The 22157-nt window shown below is 38.8% G+C and carries 19 protein-coding genes; 7 read left to right on the top strand and 12 right to left on the bottom strand.

Features of this window, described 5'->3' with window-relative positions; translation table 11 throughout:
* Positions 1 to 800: 800 nt before the first annotated feature.
* The 4 genes from GM418_RS31395 (at position 801) to GM418_RS31380 (ending at position 3677) form a co-directional block, all read left to right on the top strand.
* Positions 801 to 1214, top strand: coding sequence for a hypothetical protein (locus GM418_RS31395; protein WP_158872374.1), 414 nt, complete (start codon positions 801 to 803; stop codon positions 1212 to 1214).
* 143 nt (positions 1215 to 1357) lie between these two features.
* On the top strand, positions 1358 to 2113 hold the full coding sequence (locus tag GM418_RS31390; protein ID WP_158872372.1) for a hypothetical protein: 756 nt from the start codon (positions 1358 to 1360) through the stop codon (positions 2111 to 2113).
* Entirely contained in the window at positions 2110 to 3405 is a 1296-nt protein-coding gene (locus GM418_RS31385; protein WP_158872371.1) for a hypothetical protein, read from the top strand. The genes GM418_RS31390 and GM418_RS31385 overlap by 4 nt, the downstream gene beginning before the upstream one ends.
* Positions 3372 to 3677, top strand: a complete 306-nt coding sequence (locus GM418_RS31380; protein WP_158872369.1) for a T9SS type A sorting domain-containing protein — start codon at positions 3372 to 3374, stop codon at positions 3675 to 3677. Before GM418_RS31385 ends, GM418_RS31380 begins: the two co-directional genes overlap by 34 nt.
* Before the next feature lie 289 nt (positions 3678 to 3966).
* Here the strand turns inward: GM418_RS31380 and rplI are convergent, their stop codons facing one another.
* The 6 genes from rplI to accC all read right to left on the bottom strand — a co-directional run bounded on the left by rplI (position 3967) and on the right by accC (position 8802).
* Positions 3967 to 4413, bottom strand: coding sequence for a 50S ribosomal protein L9 (gene rplI / locus GM418_RS31375; RefSeq protein ID WP_158872367.1), 447 nt, complete (start codon positions 4411 to 4413; stop codon positions 3967 to 3969).
* A 15-nt stretch (positions 4414 to 4428) separates the two neighbouring features.
* Positions 4429 to 4698, bottom strand: coding sequence for a 30S ribosomal protein S18 (rpsR, locus tag GM418_RS31370; protein ID WP_158872365.1), 270 nt, complete (start codon positions 4696 to 4698; stop codon positions 4429 to 4431).
* A 2-nt stretch (positions 4699 to 4700) separates the two neighbouring features.
* Positions 4701 to 5054 carry a 30S ribosomal protein S6 gene (rpsF, locus tag GM418_RS31365; RefSeq protein ID WP_158872363.1) on the bottom strand — a complete coding sequence of 118 codons (354 nt, stop codon included), beginning with the start codon at positions 5052 to 5054 and terminating at the stop codon, positions 4701 to 4703.
* Positions 5055 to 5227: 173 nt separating this feature from the next.
* Complete coding sequence (locus GM418_RS31360; protein ID WP_158872361.1) at positions 5228 to 6763, bottom strand: acyl-CoA carboxylase subunit beta; 1536 nt, start codon at positions 6761 to 6763, stop codon at positions 5228 to 5230.
* A 13-nt stretch (positions 6764 to 6776) separates the two neighbouring features.
* A complete protein-coding gene (locus tag GM418_RS31355; RefSeq protein WP_158872359.1) occupies positions 6777 to 7286 on the bottom strand; it encodes a biotin/lipoyl-containing protein in 510 nt (169 codons plus the stop codon).
* A 10-nt stretch (positions 7287 to 7296) separates the two neighbouring features.
* Positions 7297 to 8802, bottom strand: coding sequence for an acetyl-CoA carboxylase biotin carboxylase subunit (gene accC / locus GM418_RS31350; RefSeq protein WP_158872357.1), 1506 nt, complete (start codon positions 8800 to 8802; stop codon positions 7297 to 7299).
* A 290-nt stretch (positions 8803 to 9092) separates the two neighbouring features.
* Between accC and GM418_RS31345 the strand changes: the two genes are divergently transcribed.
* The 3 genes from GM418_RS31345 to GM418_RS31335 all read left to right on the top strand — a co-directional run bounded on the left by GM418_RS31345 (position 9093) and on the right by GM418_RS31335 (position 14561).
* Positions 9093 to 11717, top strand: coding sequence for a DUF5916 domain-containing protein (locus GM418_RS31345; RefSeq protein WP_158872355.1), 2625 nt, complete (start codon positions 9093 to 9095; stop codon positions 11715 to 11717).
* A gap of 18 nt (positions 11718 to 11735) precedes the next feature.
* Positions 11736 to 13097, top strand: coding sequence for an MATE family efflux transporter (locus GM418_RS31340; RefSeq protein WP_158872353.1), 1362 nt, complete (start codon positions 11736 to 11738; stop codon positions 13095 to 13097).
* Positions 13098 to 13523: 426 nt separating this feature from the next.
* Positions 13524 to 14561, top strand: a complete 1038-nt coding sequence (locus GM418_RS31335; RefSeq protein ID WP_158872351.1) for a zinc-dependent alcohol dehydrogenase — start codon at positions 13524 to 13526, stop codon at positions 14559 to 14561.
* 67 nt (positions 14562 to 14628) lie between these two features.
* On the opposite strand, the gene gnd is transcribed toward GM418_RS31335, so the two are convergent.
* From gnd to GM418_RS31305, 6 genes are all read right to left on the bottom strand, one after another.
* A complete protein-coding gene (gene gnd, locus GM418_RS31330) occupies positions 14629 to 16083 on the bottom strand; it encodes a decarboxylating NADP(+)-dependent phosphogluconate dehydrogenase (RefSeq protein WP_158872349.1) in 1455 nt (484 codons plus the stop codon).
* 13 nt (positions 16084 to 16096) lie between these two features.
* The gene (gene pdxB / locus GM418_RS31325; protein ID WP_158872347.1) at positions 16097 to 17227 is read right to left on the bottom strand and encodes a 4-phosphoerythronate dehydrogenase PdxB; all 1131 of its coding nucleotides are present in this window, start codon (positions 17225 to 17227) and stop codon (positions 16097 to 16099) included.
* Positions 17224 to 18228 carry a Gfo/Idh/MocA family protein gene (locus tag GM418_RS31320; RefSeq protein WP_158872345.1) on the bottom strand — a complete coding sequence of 335 codons (1005 nt, stop codon included), beginning with the start codon at positions 18226 to 18228 and terminating at the stop codon, positions 17224 to 17226. The genes pdxB and GM418_RS31320 overlap by 4 nt, the downstream gene beginning before the upstream one ends.
* On the bottom strand, positions 18228 to 19514 hold the full coding sequence (locus tag GM418_RS31315) for a nickel-dependent putative hexonate epimerase (RefSeq protein ID WP_158872343.1): 1287 nt from the start codon (positions 19512 to 19514) through the stop codon (positions 18228 to 18230). Before GM418_RS31315 ends, GM418_RS31320 begins: the two co-directional genes overlap by 1 nt.
* Positions 19515 to 19635: 121 nt before the next feature.
* Positions 19636 to 20715 carry a sugar kinase gene (locus tag GM418_RS31310; RefSeq protein ID WP_158872341.1) on the bottom strand — a complete coding sequence of 360 codons (1080 nt, stop codon included), beginning with the start codon at positions 20713 to 20715 and terminating at the stop codon, positions 19636 to 19638.
* A 35-nt stretch (positions 20716 to 20750) separates the two neighbouring features.
* Positions 20751 to 22151, bottom strand: a complete 1401-nt coding sequence (locus GM418_RS31305; RefSeq protein WP_158872339.1) for a Gfo/Idh/MocA family oxidoreductase — start codon at positions 22149 to 22151, stop codon at positions 20751 to 20753.
* Positions 22152 to 22157 lie beyond the last annotated feature (6 nt).

Genomic DNA, 22157 nt, shown 5'->3' with positions numbered 1-22157 from the left:
AAAATCTCCATTGGTTTTCGTTTTTTGATTTACCTCAACAGTTCAAATACACAAAAGATTTTTCAAAGCTTCGAAGTCGGACGTATCTTTCAGTTTCTTTAAAATCTGAAAGCATGGCTCTGCTCATGCGCGGTTTCTTCGCGTGGTTTGTAAATGTCAAAAAATCCTAACCTTTGGGAAAGGTAAGTTTCAGCTTTGTGTTACGAAACATATTGTTTACCAGGTTACTTTTCCGGATTTTGTGGAATGTACTTACAAAAACGAACCTGAAATTCACAAACTTATAAAACTAAAAAACTGGGACCCGCCACTCAAAAAACTTTTATTTACACGCCGGAAGGCATGAATATTCCCTGCCCTGCTTCTTAACACAACCTTTTGGTAATTAAACTCATCTGAAATTTGTAACCATAAAAAAACCTAAAAATGAAACATGCCCCGTAAACCAAATCTTTTAAAACATTTCCTGGCTGCAACGAGGCCGAAATGCCTGTTCTTCCAAACAGCCCCGTTCTTTATCGCTCTCACGCCCGGTAACCATGGTTGCCCAGAATATGAAGAAAAGCTTCACTAATTTTTTATAGCCTAAGTTTTAATTAAAACCAACAATTACTAAACAAAAAAATTATGAATTTTAAATTTATTACTTTAATTTTTTTGTTCCATTTATTTCATTTGCACAAACAGAAGAAGTAACATGGAATTATCCGGTTCATCCGGGGACAGAAGAATGGAATCAGCTCAATTCGTTCTCAGAAAGACTTAACGCCTTTAATATTTCGGGCGATATTTTAACGGAAATGACAACCGGAAATCTGGTTAAAACCTGCCTCGCTTATCCCTGGTGGATTTTAATTACCAGTCGCGATAACAATCAGGCCGGTTATGATTATTTAAAATCCGTATTTAATGGATTTAGAGAATTGGAAAACAGAAAAGATGCAGGAATAGAACTATTAAAGATATATGAGAAAATGATGCCTGAGGATATTTACCAATATAAAACTCTGGTAAAACAAGGTATGATTTGTTTTGAATTTACTTATATAGAAATGTTATTGTCTCAAACAAATGTTTTGGAAAATATGGAAGATGAGAATTTAGTACCTTTAGTACGAAAAGTGTCTTCTGTTTATAAACAAAGTCGGAGGCTTTTGACAAATATTCGTATTACGGAATTGCCACCTTTGTTTGATTTTGTCCAGAACTCTTGAATTTTAAAAATATGATGAATACGGTTCACTGGTCAGTAACTTTTCGGAAATAACGACTTTTAACAAAAGGGGGAACTCTGCCAATAAGGAATTACTCGACCGAATACATTGTACAGCTATCGAATTATTTATAAAATAATGTTATGAGACCATATATAATAGTTTTGTTTTTGATTGTTTCGATAATCTCATGTAATAACGATACTCCCTTGTTAGACTCGGAACCTGAACCGGAGCTGGATTCCTGCGAATTTTATGCAACGGGCTTTTACAACGATACTTTGCCCGGGAAGATTCCTCATAAGTTCTGGCCATGTATGAGTACAGAAGATTTGGTAGAAGCCGGTTCGTATAATTTTCCCAGTATAATTATGCTGACGGGCACGAGCAGTTTACAACAAGGGTATGATTTGTGTAGAAAGAAATATTCATGGTTTGTTGAGCTTGAAGGAAGGACTGATGCTGTGGGGTACCTGATTGCCAAATATGTATCGATTGATACTGTAAACTATAATATGGAATTAGATCCATATCATTTTGGAGGTTATAAATATTATACTTATTGCCTCGAAACCTTTCTGGCCCAGGAAGCTTATTTAAAACATATTACCGATGAACAACGATTAACACTGCTAGACGAATTATTTATAAAACAGGAAGTTCGAAAAGGAGATATCGGATGGTTTGCAATCGAAGGCCCCACATTTGCCATGAGCCGGGTGATGTATTTTTACGGGTATCAACCGTTGCTGGATAGTATGGAACAAAGCATACTTATAAAAAATTTGGTGGAGTATGGCAACCTCTTTATAAATGTGGAAGATGGTGCAAAAGCTCAATCCTCAATTTTTAATTTGACAACTGAATTTATAAACGAATTAAAAACAAAATCAGAATGAAACATATTTTATTTTCTATATTATTTATGATAATTTATTCTTGGTCTTTTGGCCAAAGCAGTATTCGATACACTCCAACAGGAGATTCTGTAAATGTTGAACATTTCCCAGAAACATTTTCTCTTCCTATACGATTAGCTGCAGATACATTATGGGTGGATTCTATTATTATTCCATATGAATGGTATTCTGCAGAAATTATTGGTTCTTGTACTAATACTTATAATTGTCATGGTTATGCGTGGCATTTGTCAGATGGTGGGGATACTGTGAGAATACTAAGTGATTATGATGCCGCAAAGTATTACACGGACGGAATTAATGGAGGAAGAGCAACATATAAAAGGGTAAATAGCCCTGTGAAATACGGTAAAGTAAATTACTATGGAGCTTCTCATTCTGGGATTGTTGATTCTATTAATACATCTAAAGTAATTTCTAAATGGGGATCTGGACCGCTAGTTCGACATAATCCTTATGAATGTGAATTTGGAGAATACACCACTAATTTGGAATACTATGAGCTCATTATTGATAGTTTACCAACTAGTGTTGCCAAAGGATGTGCAACGGATGTCACTACTCTTGACATAAATAATGCAACCTATAACTGGGCAGATATCAATAGTTACGTCTGTGCATCGGGAAATACTTATACAGGGGAAGTTACTGGTTTAAACACAACGCCAGGCGTTGCAAAAGGCAAGGTTAAAGTAGAAATAACCAGCCCATACTCCAATACAACAGTTAAAGGAATAAAGGAACTTTCGGTGACCGCTCAGCCAACCGGACCGACTATATTAGAGTCAACAACAAAGGTTTGTTCAGGAGGTACCAGTTTCACGCTGAATAATGTCTCTGCCGGCAATACTGTTACCTGGACATCCAGCTCAAACATCAATATTCCTAATCCTCATATAAATCCGTGTACTTTCTATTCTACCGGAAATGGAAGCGGATGGATAAAAGCAAGCGTATCTACAGGTTGTGCACAAGATATGTTTCCTGACGTTCAGAAGAGTGTCTGGTCTGGCGTGCCTGTAATTTCATATATTTCAGGACCAACCAGCACACCGAATAATCAGTGGGCGACTTATAATACAGAGCCATATAATTCTTTGATGACATATAGCGATAGTGATTATCACTGGACATTAAACCCTTTAAATGGGAATTCATTGCACAACTATGGCCATACACTGGATATTGCTTTTTATAATTCCGGAAATTATCAGTTGGTTGTTTATGCTGAAAATACATGTGGAACGGGGCATATGTTGGTACGTTTATAAATGCTTATGATTCAAGAAGTCTGTCCATTTCGCCTAACCCTTCCATAGGTGAAGTAACATTAGCCATTGAATCTTCAGATGAAAAAGAACTTATTACCGAAGAATGGGAACTGGAAATATATAATAACAGCCAAACGTTAAAAGGGGCCAAAACCAAAATAAAGGGAAAAGAATACAAACTCAATACTTCGGGCTGGAAAGACGGGGTGTATATGGTGCGCATAACATACAAAGATGAAATTTTAACCGGGAAATTAGTAGTAAAGCGATAGTACTTTTACCTTGATTTATTAACCTTTAGGGTTTCCAAAACCCTAAAGGTTTTTTTATGTCTATCCTTCGAACAATTTTTACTAAAAAGACACGCATTGTACGAATATTCCACAAAAGCGGAAAGGTTAAAATACCCTTGTGTAGGGTTTCCGCATAGGATAAAAGTCTCTAAAGGACTTGGGGAAGGACAAAATACAGAAAATGAAGAGGGAGAAACAGAATAGCCGAAAATAAAAAAGGGTTCCTGACTCAGGAACCCTTTTTTGTATATCTTGAATTATTCTGATTTTATTCAGCCACAACTTCGAACTCAATACTTACAACAACTTCTTTATGTAACTTAATTTTTGCTGTGTAAGTACCAACTTCTTTTATGCTATCCTCAGGAAGAATAATTTGTTTGCGTTCAATTTCAAAACCTTTTTTGTTGATAGCTTCTGCCAACTGGATGGTATTAACTGAACCAAAAATTTTGCCTGATGAGCTGGTTTTTGCTCCAATGGTAATCTTTTTGTTTGCAATTTTTTCTGCGATCTCAGCTGCAGCGTCTTTTAGTTTTGCTTCTTTGTGCGCACGTTGTTTTATGTTTTCCGCCAAAACTTTTTTTGCAGTTTCCGTAGCGGCAATCGCCATTTTTTGCGGAATAAGGAAGTTACGTGCAAAACCATCTTTTACAGATACAATGTCGTCTTTACTTCCTAAACGTTCAACGTCTTGTGTTAATATAATTTCCATTTCGTGTCCTCCTTACTATTTTAACATGTCGGTTACAAATGGCAATAAAGCAATTTGGCGGGCACGTTTGATAGCCTGACCAACTTTACGCTGATATTTTAACGATGTCCCGGTAATTCGGCGAGGTAAAATTTTACCTTGTTCATTTAAGAATTTTTTCAGGAATTCCGGGTCTTTGTAATCCACGTATTTAATTCCGTTCTTTTTAAAACGGCAATATTTTTTCTTTTTGATTTCAACTGACGGTGGAGTCAGATATCTGATTTCACTTGAATTCTGTGCCATTTTTATCCCTCCTGTTCTGTTTTAGCTTTTTGTAATTTTTTTCTTTTATTGCTGTATTCAATTGCGTACTTATCGAGTTTAACGGTCATAAACCTGATTACTCTTTCGTCGCGACGGAATTCAGTTTCATACTTTGAAATAAAAGAAGGATCAGCTTTAAATTCAAATAAATGATAAAAGCCTGTCGATTTTTTCTGGATTGGGTAAGCCAGTTTTTTCATTCCCCAATCTTCTTCATGGATCATCTCGCCTCCATTTTCAGCGATGAGTTCCTTGAATTTTTTTACCGCTTCCTTTACCTGTGGCTCAGATAAAACGGGAGTACAAATGAAAACGGTTTCATACTGATTCAACATAAACATCTAATTTTTAATTAATATTAAATATCCAATTTTTTGGACGCGCAAAAATAGAAATAATATGTTATTTATCAAATACTTTCGGTTCTTTTTAAAAGAGAAATGTATTTAAAAATAAAAAGACGTACAATTGTACGCCTTTTTGCCCAATACTTTAATATAATTCTGATTTATAACGGAATATTTCCATGCTTTTTGGGTGGATTTGACTTTCGTTTGTTTTGAGTCATATCCAGCGCATCAATAATTTTTTTACGGGTGTCCCTGGGATTAATGATTTCATCAACATAACCCAGTGATGCAGCCTTGTATGGATTGGCAAATTTTTCCCGGTATTCCTGCACCGCGTTTACTTTTTCATCGTCGTTTAGTTTATTCCGATGAATAATATTTATTGCTCCTTCGGGGCCCATAACAGCAATTTCAGCTGTAGGATAAGCAAAATTTACATCAGCACCAATGTGCTTGCTTGACATTACATCATACGCTCCGCCATAAGCTTTTCGCGTAATAATCGTAATTTTTGGAACCGTTGCTTCAGAAAAAGCATATAGAAGTTTTGCCCCGTGTTTAATGATACCGCCAAATTCCTGGCCGGTTCCGGGCAAAAATCCCGGGACATCAACAAAAGTTACCAAGGGTAAATTGAAGGCATCGCAGAAACGAACAAACCGAGCAGCTTTTACCGACGAATTTATGTCAAGTACTCCCGCCAGGTGAGCCGGTTGGTTTGCAACAATCCCAACGGGCTTGCCTCCAAAGCGGGCAAATCCTACAACTATATTTTTTGCGTATTGTGCCTGGACTTCCAAAAAGTGTTTGTTGTCGATTACTTTTTGAATAATCTCGTGCATGTCGTAAGGTTTGTTGGGGTCAGCCGGTACCAGATCCTGCAAACTTTCTTCCACACGGTCAGAAGGATCGATTGTTGTTTTTACGGGAGGATCTTCCAGGTTATTTGAGGGAAGAAAACTAAGTAGTTCCCTTATCATCATTAAAGTCTGGTCTTCATCAGCTCCATTAAAATGAGCAACGCCGCTTTTTGTATTATGTGTTGAGGCTCCACCCAGTTCTTCTTTGCTAACTTCTTCGTGTGTAACAGTTTTAATTACATCTGGTCCGGTAACAAACATGTGGCTTTTTTCATTCACCATGAAAATAAAATCAGTAAGGGCAGGAGAGTAAACTGCTCCACCGGCACAAGGACCTAAAATAGCTGAAATTTGCGGAATAACTCCCGATGCTACAACGTTGTTATAGAAAATATCGGCATAGCCAGCAAGACTTTCCACTCCTTCCTGAATTCTGGCTCCACCTGAATCGTTTAAACCAATAACAGGTGCTCCCATTTTAAGTGCCAATTCCTGAATTTTGACAATCTTGTCGGCATTTGCCCGGCTCAATGAACCACCAAATACTGTAAAGTCCTGGGCAAAAACATAAACAAGCCTGCCATTTATTTTTCCGTATCCCGAAATTAAACCATCTCCAAGTATCTTTTTGGTTTCCATTCCAAAGTCATAACTACGGTGGGTAACCAATTTGTCTATTTCGTTAAAAGTACCGGGGTCGAGTAATTGCAAAATCCTTTCACGAGCCGATTTTTTTCCGGCAGTATGTTGTTTTTCGATACGTTCAATTCCTCCACCCAACTCGGCTTTTTTATTCAATTCTTCGAGCTGGTTATACTTGTCTTTTAAATCCATATATTTTTAGGTTTTATTCCAGTTCAATTAAAATCTGATTTCCTTCGATTGTATCTCCCGCTTTGACATTTATCTTTTTTACCTTCCCGTCGCGGGGCGATTTGTATTCGCTTTCCATTTTCATGGCAGAAATGATAATCGCATTCTCGCCTTCTTTTATTTCATCACCTTCGTTAACCAGTATCTGAACTACTTTTCCCGGCATTGGCGATGAAATTGTATTTTCGTTTGAGCCAAACCCGTTGGCTCCCCTGTTTAAGAGGTAACGAGCTTCGGCATCAATAACTTCAAGCTCAAATTCTTTGTAAAGCGTGTAAGCAGTGTATTTTTTGGGTTGTTCATGAGGCACGAGCTCAATGTTATAGGAATGTCCTCCTTCCAAAATTGAAAAGGTTCCGTCGGCTGTATGCATTAAATCTACCTTGTAGATCTTTCCGTCAACCTCAACTTCAAGAAGATTTCCATTTTGATTTAACAGATTTACCCATGCAACTCTGTTGTCTAGTTTTATTTCAACTGGCATAACTAATTTTTTAGAAATGATTAATAAACTGGATTTTCTTCCATCTGCTTTGTGCAGCGGTAAATTCCTTTTGGTTTTTTTCTGAATTTCCCAGTTTATCAAGATAATCAATAAATGCGGCGATAATTACCATGTCGTCACAGTCTTCACACAAATCGTTATTCAGTAGCTGTTCCTGGTTTTTTTCAATAAAATGTGTGTCGTAGTTTCCATCAATGAAATTTTTATTATTCATTATTCTCTCCAGAAACTTTATGGATGTTTTAACCCCGGTAATTTTGTATTCATAGAGTGCGCGCCGCATTCTGCGAATTGCTTCATCCCGTGTTTTTCCCCAAACGATAAGTTTAGAGATCATTGAATCGTAAAAAATAGGAATCTCATAACCTTCGTATACATAGCCATCGGTTCTGACACCTAACCCGAGAGGTTCTGAAATTTTATAGATTTTTCCGGCACTGGGCATAAAATTATTGTCGGAATCTTCAGCATAAATCCGGCACTCAATAGCATGCCCTTTTTGGATAAGGTCATCTTGTGTAAACTCCAATTTCTGTCCTTCAGCGATTTTTATTTGCTGTTTTACCAAATCAACTCCGGTGACTCTTTCAGTTATTGGATGTTCAACCTGAAGCCTTGTATTCATTTCAAGGAAATAGTAGTTCAGGTCGTTATCCACTAAAAATTCGATAGTACCTGCCCCTGTATATTTAACCGCCTTGGCCGCTTCAACAGCTGCTTTTCCCATCGTTTCACGTAATTCTTCCGTCATCAGCGGTGAAGGAGTTTCCTCAATCATTTTTTGATGTCTTCGCTGAACAGAACACTCTCTTTCAAAAAGATGAACGGCATTTCCATGCTGGTCGGCCAATATTTGAAATTCGATGTGATGCGGCGATGTAATATATTTTTCAATATAAACGGAATCGTCGCCAAACGATGATTTTGCCTCTGAGCGGGCAGCACGAACAGCTGAAACAACTTCCGATTCATTTTTTACCAGCCGCATTCCCTTTCCACCACCTCCGGCAGAAGCTTTTATCATTACAGGTACGCCAATTTCTTTTATAATGGAAAGCGCTTCTTCCTCGCTTGTAATCGCACCATCGGTACCGGGAACAACCGGAATGCCGGCTTTGCTCATAACTTCACGGGCTTGTATTTTGTCACCCATTTTTACAATTACGTCCGGATTTGGGCCGATAAAGATGATGCCTTCTTCAAAACACCGTTGTGCAAATTTTGCATTTTCAGAAAGAAAACCATAACCTGGATGAATGGCATCGGCTCCGCAGTTTTTGGCAACCTCTAATATTTTTTCAATGTTTAAATAACTTTCGTTTGAAGGCGCTTTTCCTATGAGATAGGCTTCGTGTGCATACCTTACATGAAGTGAAGTGCGATCCGCTTCAGAGTAAACAGCTACAGTTTCTATGTCTAACTCCCGGCAGGTGCGCATTACACGAATTGCAATCTCGCCACGATTTGCAACTAAAATTTTATTTATTTGACTCATTTTGATTTTATAAATCGATAAAAATTATCTGTTTTATAAATACAATCAAGTATAACTGTACAAATCCAAAATTGTTTAGTTCAGAAAACCATTTGAAATTACCTTTTGTGGTTTAATCTACAAATCAAAATGTGTTAATAAATGTAAATTTGAGATATAGGATGGTTAATCGCGACCATTAAATTCGAAAAACAAAAGAACTTGTTCTAAGGTTGAAATAGATTTTCTTAGAAAAAAGTTTTGTATTTTCGCAAACAACTAATTTTAGGCCACTTATTTAAATATGCGTTATGTATAGGAATTACCTCTTAATACTTTTTTTTAGTATATCTTTTTTATCTGAATCTCTGGTAGCTGAATCTCAGGATTTTAATTATACACTTTCCGATGATTCATTGGTGAATCATCATGCAAGCATTAAAAGGGTATATTATGCAACACGAACTAAACTAAAACCCAAAGTTGACGGTAAGCTGGATGACGAATGCTGGAAAGTAGTCGGGAAGTGGGATGGAGGATTTATTCAGCAGCAACCACATCAGGCAAACGCTCCCTCTCAGCAAACTGAAATAAAAATACTTTATGATGACACCTATTTGTATTTTGCAATTGTTTGTCATGACGATGAACCGGATAAGATAAGTCCGATTTTGGGCCGTCGTGATGAAAATAATGGTGATATGGCAGGAATAGCGCTTGACTCCTACAACGATAAACAAACGGCCTTTGAGTTTAATGTAACTGCTGCAGGCCAAAAAGTGGATCTAATGCATTTGGGGGAATATGGCTGGGATTTTAACTGGGATGCCGTTTGGGATGGAAAGTCCTCGGTTGGAGACTCAGCCTGGTATGCTGAAATGAGGGTACCTTTTACGCAGCTGCGTTTTGCAAACAAAGAAGAACATGTTTGGGGAATGCATATCTGGCGGTGGATACACAGGTTGAGTGAGGAAGATCAGTGGAAATTAATTCCTGTTGATGCACCAGCCATGGTATATATATTTGGAGAATTGAGAGGAATAAAAGATATCCCTTTTAAACGGAATTTTGAGGTTTTGCCCTATGTAAAATCAAAATACATTTCTGATGCTCATGACAAATTCAAATTTGGCGGTGGTCTGGACGGGAAAATTGCAGTTACTTCCGACTTTACCCTCGATTATACCGTTAACCCGGATTTTGGGCAGGTTGAAGCAGATCCCTCAGTTTTGAATTTAACTTCGTATGAAGTTTTTTATGATGAAAAACGACCTTTTTTTCTGGAAGGAAACAATATTCTGGAATATGGAGCGGGCTCTGATTTGCTTTTTTATTCAAGACGAATAGGACATGCGCCAAGCTATGAGCCAGAATATACTGATGGTGTTAATTCAATTTCAGTTCCGGATAATACTTCAATTATAAACGCCCTGAAGCTTACGGGAAAAAACAAAAAGGGGCTTTCACTGGGTATTATTAATAGTATGACGGCAAACGAACAGGCAACACTTTACTCCAATAATGGAAGTTCAAAAGAAGCCGTTGAGCCGTTTACTAATTATTTCATTGGTCGGGTTAAAAAGGATTTTAATAAAGGAAACACTGTGCTGGGCGGATTGGTAACTTCAACCATTAGAAATATAAAAGATGATCATCTTGATTTTTTGGCTGATAACTCGACTGTCGGTGGAGTTGATTTTGAGCACAACTGGAAAAACCGGAAATATTTTGTGAATCTTAAGAGCTTTTATTCACAGGTTAATGGAAGTACCAATGCAATATCGAGTTTGCAAAAAAATTCCAGACACTATTTCCAAAGACCTGATGCTGATCATCTGGAATATGACCAGGAGTTGACTGCTTTGGAAGGTTGGGGAGGCGAAATTAGTGGAGGAAAAAGAAGCGGTAAGATTCGGCTGACCGGCGGTTTTGACTGGCGGTCTCCCGGAGTTGAATTAAATGATTTGGGATATTTAAGACAAGCAGATTACATCGATCAGAATCTCGATTTTTTATATTGGATAAACAAACCTAAGGGAATTCTTCGAAGTTACTACATTGGTGCCGAACAGGTGCATCATTGGAGTTACGGCGGTGAAAATATTGGAGATGAGTTAAATATAAACTCACGTATTCAATTCAAAAACCGCTGGCGGCTCGATCTGATTTTTGATCGCGAATTTAATACAATCGATACCCGACAATTGAGAGGTGGCCCTTCGCTAAGAATTGACAATAAAACAAGGGGGCGGATTAATTTACAAACCGATCCGGGGAAAGACGTTATTTTAGGATTCAGCGGATATTGGACACGTTTTGATGATAAAATAACCCAGGGAAATTATTCTCAGTTTTATATTCAATGGTTAATTAGTAACCGCTTTACTGTTACAGCGCGGACAACATATAGCAACGAAGTTGACAACAGTCAGTATATAATGCAAAAAGAAATAGCGGATAAAGAGGAATACATTGTAGGAAAACTGGATCGAAAAACGTTGTATACAACCTTACGCGCCGAACTGTTTGTTACACCTGAATTATCGCTTCAATATTACGGCAGCCCTTATGCATCTACCGGAAAATTTCTTGACTATAGAAAAGTCACTGATTCCAAATCGAAAGATTTAAACAACAGGTATACCTTCTTAAATATTGAAGAAGGAGATGAGCGTTTACTGCTAGACGAAAATTCAAATTTGGTTTTAAATCTTACCGAGGATAATCAGGATTTTAATTTTCAGGAATTTAATTCCAATCTGGTTTTACGGTGGGAATACAAAACCGGTTCAACATTTTATTTTGTCTGGACAAATAACAGGTCCCGTTACGAGAATGTATACAATCCTTCAATTGGCAACAGTTTAAAAGGAATTTCAAAAGTGGCTGCTCAAAATGCTTTTATGATAAAACTGAGTTACTGGTTCTCTCTTTAATTCAAAATCATACCTTTGGTGCCCAATTATTCAATGTTTGGAATGAAACTGGCACATTATTTCCCATATTACAGGCGTAATCTGAGACTGGCTTTACCAGTTGTACTTTCGCAAATCGGGCAGGTAAGCGTACAACTTATTGATGTGATGATGGTTGGACATGTAGGGACCACTGAGCTTGCTGCATCAGCTTTTGTGAATAATATATTCATGATAGGGATGAATTTTGGTATGGGGCTTACTTTGGGTTTAACTCCATTGGTTGGTAACGCCTTTGGAAACAAAGAAAAATCGGAAGTTACAGTTTGGCTTAAAAACGGGATGTTTACACATATTGTAGCAGCCCTTGTTTTAACAGCAATCATGAGTGCGGTTTATTTCTTTTTACCAGTGATGGGCCAACAGAAAGATGTTATATCGCTGGCAAAACCTTACTACCTTTTGTTGTGTGCATCCTATTTGCCTTTCATTTTATTTTTTTCTTTCAAGCAGTTTTTTGAAGGTTTGGGAAATACAAAAATGGCAATGCAAATTACGCTGATATCCAATGTTGTAAATATAATAGTCAACTATGTTTTAATTTTTGGAAAATTTGGTTTTCCTGCCATGGGGTTGGTTGGCGCCGGAATCGGCACCCTGGTTTCCAGGATAATAATGCCATCCCTTTTTATACTTTTTATCTGGAAGAGAAAACAACACAGAATCCATTTTCGTAATGCGCGGCTCCAGCCTTTGGAATTAAGTCGTATTAAAAAAGTTTTGAAAATAGGAATTCCTATAGCATTACAAATTATTGTAGAGGTTACAGCTTTTGGTATTGGAGCAATAATGATGGGATGGTTAGGGGAAAAACCTCTCGCAGCGCATCAGGTTGCGTTGGGATTGGCTTCTTTTACTTACATGATTTCTTTGGGAATTTCTCAAGCCAATACAATTAGAATCAGCCATCAGATGGGAAATAATGATTTAAAAGCTTTGAAAATGGCAGCATTTGGTTCTACTCACCTTGTTTTGGCTTTTATGTCGTTTACGGCACTGGTGTTTGTTTTTGGGAAAAACTATCTTCCCTATCTTTTTACCACCGATTCACATGTTGTTGTTATTGCAGCCGGTTTACTTGTTGTTGCAGCAGTATTTCAGATTTTTGATGGCTTACAGGTGGTTATGCTAAGTACTTTGCGAGGAATGGCAGATGTAAAAATCCCAATGTTTATTGCTTTTGTTGCCTATCTTTTAATTGGCATACCAACAAGTTATTTGCTAACTTTTGTTGCTCATATCGGTCCGCAGGGAATTTGGTTTGGATACCTCGTTGGACTTGGTGTTGCCGGTTTGCTGTTTTATTTTCGTTTTAAACATAATATCAGAAAAAGTGCATAAAAAAACGGGTTATCTTTTGCTGGATAACCCGATTGTTCATAGTCTAGTTTAGTTAGATAAGAAAACTTTATTGGTCTAATAGAGAAAAGGTAGTTTTCAATAATTTTCTTAATCTTTCTTTTTTAAGCATTGCTAATATAGTACAAAATTGTTTCAATCGTTAACGATTTTTAAAAATTTATTAATATTTGTTAAAATTTTAAGTGCTGTTTTTTGTAAGTTCTTGATTTTTAAGCATAAGGAAAAGTGTGATATGTTATAAAATATAAACACTTTTTTTTTATTGATTTTTTTGTTTATTCAATGGGCTTTATCAAACATAAAATGTGACAAAAATCATTTTTCAATTGTTTTAAAAATAGACAGGATAAGGCACTGTGTGTATAAATGTCTATTTTTAAAAAATAATCTTTTAGACTTATCATAATGAAGAAAATAGTTTTGACGAGTATTCGGAAAATGGAACCAACTGTTGGCGATGAACCTAAAATCGAGAAACCGACAGATGTTAAAATTAAAGTGTCGGTAGTTGGGGTTTGCGGTTCTGATATTCATTATTATTCAGAAGGGAAAATAGGTTCTCAGGTTGTAAAATATCCCTTTCCGGTTGGGCACGAATGTTCCGGGATAATAGAAGAAATAGGCGAGGAGGTAAGCCGTGTAAAAGTGGGAGACCTGGTTGTGATTGACCCTTCGGTACATTGTGGGGAGTGCGACCAATGCCGGGGAGGAAGACCGCATACCTGCCGGAATAATAAATTTTTGGGATGCCCGGGGCAATTGGATGGATGTTTGGCTGAGTCAATTGTAATGCCTGAGTTTACGTGTTTCCCGGTAACAGGAAAACTAAGTAAAACACAGGCGGCTTTAATTGAGCCGCTTTCGATTGGGGTTTATGCGGTAAATCTGGCAAATATTTCGGATATTAAAATTTCTGCCGGTATTTTTGGGGCCGGCCCAATAGGGATAAGTATTCTTATGAAACTTCTGGCTGAGGGGGTTTCAAATGTTGGAACAATTGAGCCTCTTGAATACCGGCTGAAAAAAGCAAGTGAGATTGGCGCTTCTTATTTGATCAATCCTGAAAAAGAGGATGTGGAAACAGAGGTTCAAAAAAGAGAAGAATTGTTGCTTGATGTGGTTTTTGAGGCCAGTGGCGAACAGGAGGCTGTAAGCAATGCAATCAAAATATTAAAACCCGGAGGCAAACTTGTCTTAGTAGGAATTCCTCCTTCAGCTGAGTACGCGTTTAATATGGATTTGATGCGCCGGAAGGAATTAACTGTCATTAACGTGCGTCGTCAAAATCACTGCGTGGAAGAAGCTATTGATTTGGTCGTTTCGGGCAAAATAGATGTTGAAAAAATGGTTACTCATAATTTTTCTTTCGACGAAACGCCAGTAGCTTTTGATATTGTTGAAGGGTATAAAGACGGCGCAATAAAGGCGATGATTAATTTGTAGTCTTTTCTTAAATAAAAAATCCGGAGAAATGTCCCCGGATTTTCCATTAAAATTAAGTTGGTTTAAGTTATACATTGTAAGTTGAAGAAGCAGTGTCGCCACCACGGCCGGTCCAGTTGGTATGGAAAAACTCGCCACGTGCTTTGTCTGTTCTTTCATATGTATGTGCTCCAAAATAGTCGCGTTGAGCCTGCAATAAATTTGCCGGCAATCTTTCTGTTCTGAATCCATCAAAATAACAAAGTGCTGAAGTAAGTGCCGGTACCGGAATTCCGTTGGAAAGAGCGGTAGCACAAACTCTTCTCCAGCCTTCCTGGGCCGATTCAATTTTTTCCTTAAAGAACGGGTCCAAAAGTAAGTTAGGTAAATCCGGATTGTTATCGAATGCCGCTTTAATGTCAGCTAAAAATGCAGAACGGATGATACAACCACCGCGCCACATCAGAGCGATTCCGCCATAGTTCAGGTTCCATCCATATTCTTTGGCTGCTTCCATCATCAGGTTATAACCTTGGGCGTATGAGATGATTTTTGCACCATACAGAGCCATTTTTAAATCATCAATCAGCTGCGCCTTTTCTCCGTCGAATTTTGGTGCCGGGCCTGAAATTGCTTTTGACGCCTGTACTCTTAAATTTTTCTGTGCAGAAAGACAACGTGCAAAAACCGATTCTCCGATCAATGTTAAAGGAATACCAAGGTCGAGAGCAGAAATACCTGTCCATTTTCCGGTTCCTTTCTGACCCGCTGTGTCAAGGATAAAGTCAACAGTTTCTTCACCATTCTCATCCTTATAACCCAAAATATCGCGTGTAATCTCAATAAGATAACTATCCAGTTCCTGATCATTCCATGCTTTAAAAACTTCGTGCATTTCATCGTTGCTCATTCCCAGCAGGTCTTTCATTAGCTGGTATGCTTCGGTAATAATTTGCATATCACCATATTCAATTCCGTTGTGCACCATTTTTACAAAGTGTCCGGCGCCGCCTTCTCCTACCCAGTCGCAACAGGGAGAACCATCTTCCACTTTAGCGGCTACTGCCTGGAATATTTCTTTAACATGCGCCCATGCATCCGGAGATCCACCCGGCATCATTGAAGGGCCTTTCAGTGCACCTTCTTCACCACCCGACACACCGGTTCCTACGTAAAGCAAACCTTTGCTTTCCACATATTCTGTTCTTCTTATTGTGTCGGGGAAGTGTGAGTTACCCCCGTCAATAATAATGTCGCCTGCTTCAAGATGCGGAATGATTTGCTCTATTAGCGCATCAACCGGTTTTCCCGCTTTTACCAGCATCATCACTTTTCTTGGTTTTTCCAGAGAAGCAACAAATTCTTCAATGGACTGCGCACCAATAAAGTTTTTTCCGGCTCCGCGTCCATGTACAAATTTGTCCACTTTTTCTACTGTGCGGTTGTACACCGCAACAGTGTAACCTTTGCTTTCCATATTTAATACAAGGTTTTCGCCCATTACAGCTAACCCGATCAACCCAATATCAGCTAATTTTTTCATTTTATTTTGATTTTTATATTTCAATAATTTTAAATCCTAATTTTTTCAGTTTTTCTAATGTATCTTCTCTAATATTTTTTGCTTTAACAGTAAAGCTATCAAATTCTCTTCTTAGCGGATAGTCTCCCCTCTGCTTTTCAAAAAGATGCGGAGTTTCGCGCAAGGTTTCATCATCGTTTTCAATATCATAGGTTGAAAGCACTGCTTCCGCCAGAATTGAATATTCACGTCGTTGATTTCCGTCAATCTCAATAAGTGTATTTTGGGGAAGTTCAACACCTTCCGGTTCCCAATCATCGATTCCAAGATTAAAATAGCGGCTGGCTGCCTGAATGCTCATTTTTGTCCCGTTGGCTTTTCCGTCTTTTGAATATCCTGCAATATGAGGTGTTCCGTAATCAGCAAGGTTGAGTAATTCTAAATCAATTTCGGGTTCATTTTCCCAGCAATCTAAAATTACTCCTGAAATATCGTTGGCTTCCAGTGCGTTGTAAACCGACTCAGTTTCAAAAACTTCACCCCGGCAGGAATTGATGAGAAGCGGACTTTTTGAAAGCTTCTGTAAAAACTTTTCATTTGCCATGTGAAAGGTGGCATCACTTCCTGTTAAATTTAAAGGAACATGGAAAGTAATAATATCTGCTTCTTTTTGAATGGTTTCAATGGACACAAATTTTTCAGGGCCTTCATTTCTTTCACGTGGCGGGTCGTTTAGCAAAACTTTCATTCCCAGTATTTCACAAGTCCTTGCTACTTTCGTGCCTACATTTCCTACTCCGACAATTCCAATGGTCTTTCCGGCCAGATCTTCTCTTTTTCGCATCGACCAGGAGAATAATGCTGATGTAATGTATTGGTTTACACTCTCGGCATTACAACCGGGAGCATTTGTCCAGTGAATTCCCGCTGATTTGCAGTATTCTGTATCAATATGGTCATAACCAATGGTTGCTGTAGCAATAAATTTCACAAGCGAACCTTCAAGTAGTTCTCTGTTACAAATGGTCCGGGTCCGGGTAATTAGTGCGTCGGCATCTTTTACAACTTCTGCATTGGTTGCTTTCCCCGGAAGGTAGACAACCTCAGCAAAAGGCTCGAGAGCGCCTTTGATATAAGGTATTTTATCGTCGATAATAATTTTCATTGTTTTTCCGGGTAGTAGTTTTTGACCATTTCATCAAGAACCCAGCTTGTGCGGGCAGCCGAAATTCCTGTACTCACTGATTTTCCCTGGCCAAGGAATTCATTGGAAACTTGTTGAACGAGATTTTGTGAAATATGTTTTGGGTTGGTAAATTCATATTCCCTGGTGCCATTTTCGTTTTGCAGAATAACATTTCCCGGTGAAAAACAAGGAAGGACTATACGGCCTTTTTCTCCGATAATTTCTATTTCATCTTTTTCTGATGATGCATCTGCTACAAAACACCAGCTTCCTGTTCCGGTGACACCCGATTCGTGTTTCCAGGTTCCGGTAACAGTATCTTCTGCGGGATACAGACCAGCTTTATTTTCCGCCTTTCCTGAAACTTCTTTGACGGGGCCAAATACAAAATCAAGATAATCGAACTGGTGAGAAGCCAAATCAAAAAAATGACCTGCGCCAGCTATTTCAGGGAAAACATGCCAATGCATTTCCTCTCTCTTTTGATTTTTTTCGGCTGCTTGTTTATATAGTTTAATGTTTACGAGCAACGGTTTGCCGATAGCTTGTTTTTCAACAAGCTCTTTTACCTTTAAAAATGCAGGCAAAGTTCTTCTGTAGTACGCAACACATAGCGGCATGCCTGTTTCCTCCGAGACTTTTAACATTTCCATACTTTCCCGGTGATTTCTGGCCATCGGCTTTTCTACATAAACCGGTTTGCCGGCCCGCATTGCTTCAATAGCATATTGAGCATGAGATTCGGGTGGGGTGGCTATGTAAACGGCATCAACTTCCGGGTCATTTATTAACTCACTGGCGTTTGAGTACCATTTCGGAACATTATGACGACGGGCATAGTCGGCTGCTTTTTCTGCATTTCTTCGCATAACAGCAATCAGCCCCGAGTTTTTACTTTTATTAAAAGCCGGTCCGCTTTTTACTTCCGTAACGTCGCCTACTCCAATTATTCCCCAGTGTATTATGTTCTTATTTTCCATCAAAATTCAAATCGATCTTTGTATGCCCACAAACCTATCGCAGGATTAGAAATATAAAATATTTCTTCACCGTCGGACAAAGTGTTAAATCCGTCTTTTAGTGTTTCAGGATTATAACGAGCGGTAATCTCATCAAAGTCCCCGTAAATAAAACCGACGCTTTCAATTTCTTTGCGGGTCAAATTCTCTTTTTCTTTTCCCGGGCAATAGGTGATGCTGAATCTTCCTTCAGATGAACCATGGATGAGATGCGCCGCAGCTCCAAGATTTTTTTGAAGGTCTTCGTTTTCTTTTACCATTTTTAAGGTATGTGGCGTTCCATGATATCCGTATTTTCTAATCAATGCATCAATTTGGGCATCTTCTCCAAATTCTTTTAAAGCAGGGGCCAAAACAATTAGTTCGCCATCGTCGGCCAGTGCCATTCGTGTTCTGTAAACGCTTTTGTTTCCAAGCCACGTGCTTTTAAATTCTGTGGGGTCGAGCCAAACTACTACTTTTTTTAGCGGTTTATTTACCATTTCAAAATTTACCAGCAAAGAAAGTTTTGCTGCTTTGTCAAAAACACTGTAATCATCACCGACAAAAAGCCCGTAAGTTTGCAGCCTGCCTTGTTTATTCAAACCAACTACCGTTTGTACATAAACAATCGGGAGATCGGCACTCACTTTTTCTGAGGCGTAGTTGAAGATTTTTCGAACCGGGGTATCAGCCCGGCCCATCATTTTTTCCATTCCGTAGGCAGCGCCTATAAAATGACTTTTGTTTATTCCTTCGGAACCACCTGTTCCAACAAAGATGTTTTTGTTATAGTTTGCCATGCCGACTACCTCGTGAGGTACAACCTGGCCGATGGACAAAATAAGATCGAAACCGCCTTCAACCAGTAATTTGTTTACCTGAACCGGCCAATCGTAATTGACTGCTCCGCCTGATACTTCTTTTACAAATTCTGCCGGGACTGTTCCCAGTGTAACCACATCGTTTCTCCAATCGTGTTCACGAAACAGATGTTTTGGTGTTGCTCCAAACATATGGCTAATCTGTTTCTCAGTCATTGGAGTATGCGTTCCCAGCGCAGGCAGGATATCTGTTAGTCGTTCCGCAAAATACTCCCAGGCAAATTCAGTTAATTCACCGGCCCGGGACGGAAGTCTTGTATAATCAGGAGGAACAGCCAGCACTTTTTGTTTTGGTTCCATTTTCTCCAGGGCTTCAAAAAGTCCCTTTTTTAAATCTTCAGCCGAAAGTGCTGTATCAGTAGTGCCTTTTTCGTAATAAATCATCGTTTTAATAAAAGTAGTTTCTAAAAATTCAGAAATACATTTGTAGAGAAAAAGTCCCCGGCCAAAAGCCGGGGATTAGTACTCAAAAATTAAATCTTTGCGAAAGGTTTTTAATATTGAGTTATCTTTTTACTCTTGCGTTTCCTTTCCAAATACTCCACACCATTTCTTCGTCAGCAGGTTGAGCATAATCGGTGAGAAAAGTTGCTGCCATTGCACCGGTTGCCCAACCAAACTGTGGCCATTTTTCCGGTTCCCAGTCACGTAAAACACCGTATAGCATTCCGCCTACAAATCCATCGCCGCCTCCAATTCTGTCGAGTACATTAATGGTTCGTGGTTCAATTACATGCCAGTTTTCGCCTTCTAACATAATTGCCCCCCAAAGATGTTCGTTAACACTCACAACTTCACGAAGAGTGGTAGCAAAAACAGATGCATTAGGAAATGTTTCTTTTACCCTCTTTATCAGTCCTTTAAAACCATCTATTTTTGCTTTTAAACCTTCACCACCGGCCTCCGGACCTTCAATTCCAAAACATAACTGGAAATCTTCTTCGTTTCCAATTAAAATATCAGAAACAGAAGCAATTTCGGTGAAGTTTTCGCGCAGCTCTTTTTCTCTTCCTTTCCAGAATGAAGCACGGTGATTTAAGTCGAATGAAATTTTTGTTCCGTGTTTTTTCGCAGCTCTTGCAATCTCAAGGCAAAATTCTGAAGTTTCCGGAGAAAGAGCTCCAATTAAACCTGAAAGGTGCACCACCTGAACTCCTTCTTCACCAAAAATCCGCTCCAAATCAAAATCTTTTACACTGAGCGTCCTGCCCACTTCTCCTGCGCGATCGTTAAACACCCGTGGACCCCGGGAACCGAATCCGCTGTCGGCTATATTTATCTGGTGACGGAATCCCCACGGTGTACCCTGTTCCACCTCCGGGCCTTCATAATCCATATGGCGGGCTTTCAGATTGCTTTTTATAAATTGTGCAATCGGGCTTCCTTTAACGAATGTTGTCAGTACTTTTACCGGTAACCCCAGGTATGACGAAATGCTTGCTACATTTGTTTCCGCACTGGTTGCCTGCATTTTATAAGTGTCGCTGCTGTGTACAGGCTGACCGTTAACAGGAGTAATTCTTATTCCCATACTTGTGGGAACCAATAATGCGTATTTACAATTCTTTTTTAGTTCCAAGCTCATATTATTTTCTTAAAATTTAATTCCTTTTTTTTACATTATACGTTGCGGGTGGGATGAGGTTTTATTGTTGTTAATTCTTCAATTTTTACCACTCGCTGCTCTTCAATTGATTTGCGGGCGGCTATCCCAATGATTGCCGACATTACACCGTCGCGTGATGTTGCCGCATGTTTATAAGGATCCGGCATGTTGGGATCGCGAAAAATTTTGTCTTGCAGACGCGCATCTCCTCCACCATGTCCCCCACGTGAAGCAACCACTTTCTTCATCTGATATTCCGGGTTGAAATTGTTCATGATAAAAATTTCATCATAACGGGTATTTTTATCTTCTCCCTGATTCATCTCAGCGGCATGCAGTTCCGCCTGATTAATTTTGTCTTGCCTGCGCCACGGTATGTCTTCCCACGATTCCAATCTTCCGTCTTTTCCGTTAAAAGCGATTCGCCAGCCTTCGTATGGTGAATATGTTGTTAAAGAATAACTTACTTGTACATTATTGGCATATTTAATCTGAACGGCCATTTTATCATAAATATCAACATCCTCGCGCCATAAACAATTGTCACGAATATACCCGTCGTATTTTTCGTTTTCTACATACAGTTTGTATGACCTCTCGCTTTTTTTAATATCCCAGTAAAATTTGCATTTATCGGTATAAGCGCAATTCCGACAGTTTAATCCTCTAAACTTATTGTTTTTCCCGTAGTGCTCCAGTGCACCATGTGCAACAACTTCCACCGGATCTGAGTCAATCAGCCAGTTTAATAAATCGAAGTGGTGTGTTGCTTTGTGTACAAGTAAAGTCCCGCTTTTGTCTCGTTCACCGTGCCATCTTCTAAAATAGTCAGCTCCGTGGTATGTATTCAGATACCAGTGAAAATCAACTGATGTCACTTCACCAATTGGTTTTTTTGCAAGTTCTTCTTTTATAGCTGAAAACAGGGTTCCGTAGCGGTAATTAAAACCAACAATAACTTTTCTTCCGGTTTTCTTTTCCGTATCGATAATGGCTTGTGCCTTTGCCTCATCTGTTGTTAGCGGCTTTTCTGTTAGTACGTCGACACCCAGTTCCATGGCGCGAATAATGTATTCATGGTGGGTAGCGTCAACTGTGGTTACAACAACCAAATCCGGTTTGGTTTCTGCAATCATTTTATCAAAATCGGTATAAACAGGGCAGTTAACTCCCATGTATTCCTTTGCGAGTTCAAGTCTTCCGGGGTTGATATCGCACAGACCTACAAATTCAGTAATGTCTCCATAATTTTGAACAATATTTCTGCCCCAGAAAGATGTTCCCCTAACGCCTGTTCCAACTAAAACCAGTTTTCTTTTGGTTGCTTTTGAAACAGAAGCACTCACCGGGTTATTTAAAACAGAAGCACCTATGGCTGCTCCAGCTGAAGTTTTTATAAATTCACGTCGTTTCATGTTCCT

The sequence above is a fragment of the Maribellus comscasis genome, assembly GCF_009762775.1.
GTDB classification, from domain to species: domain Bacteria; phylum Bacteroidota; class Bacteroidia; order Bacteroidales; family Prolixibacteraceae; genus Draconibacterium; species Draconibacterium comscasis.
The sequence above is the reverse complement of the archived record's forward strand: the minus strand, read 5'-3'. Positions and strand labels throughout refer to the sequence as shown.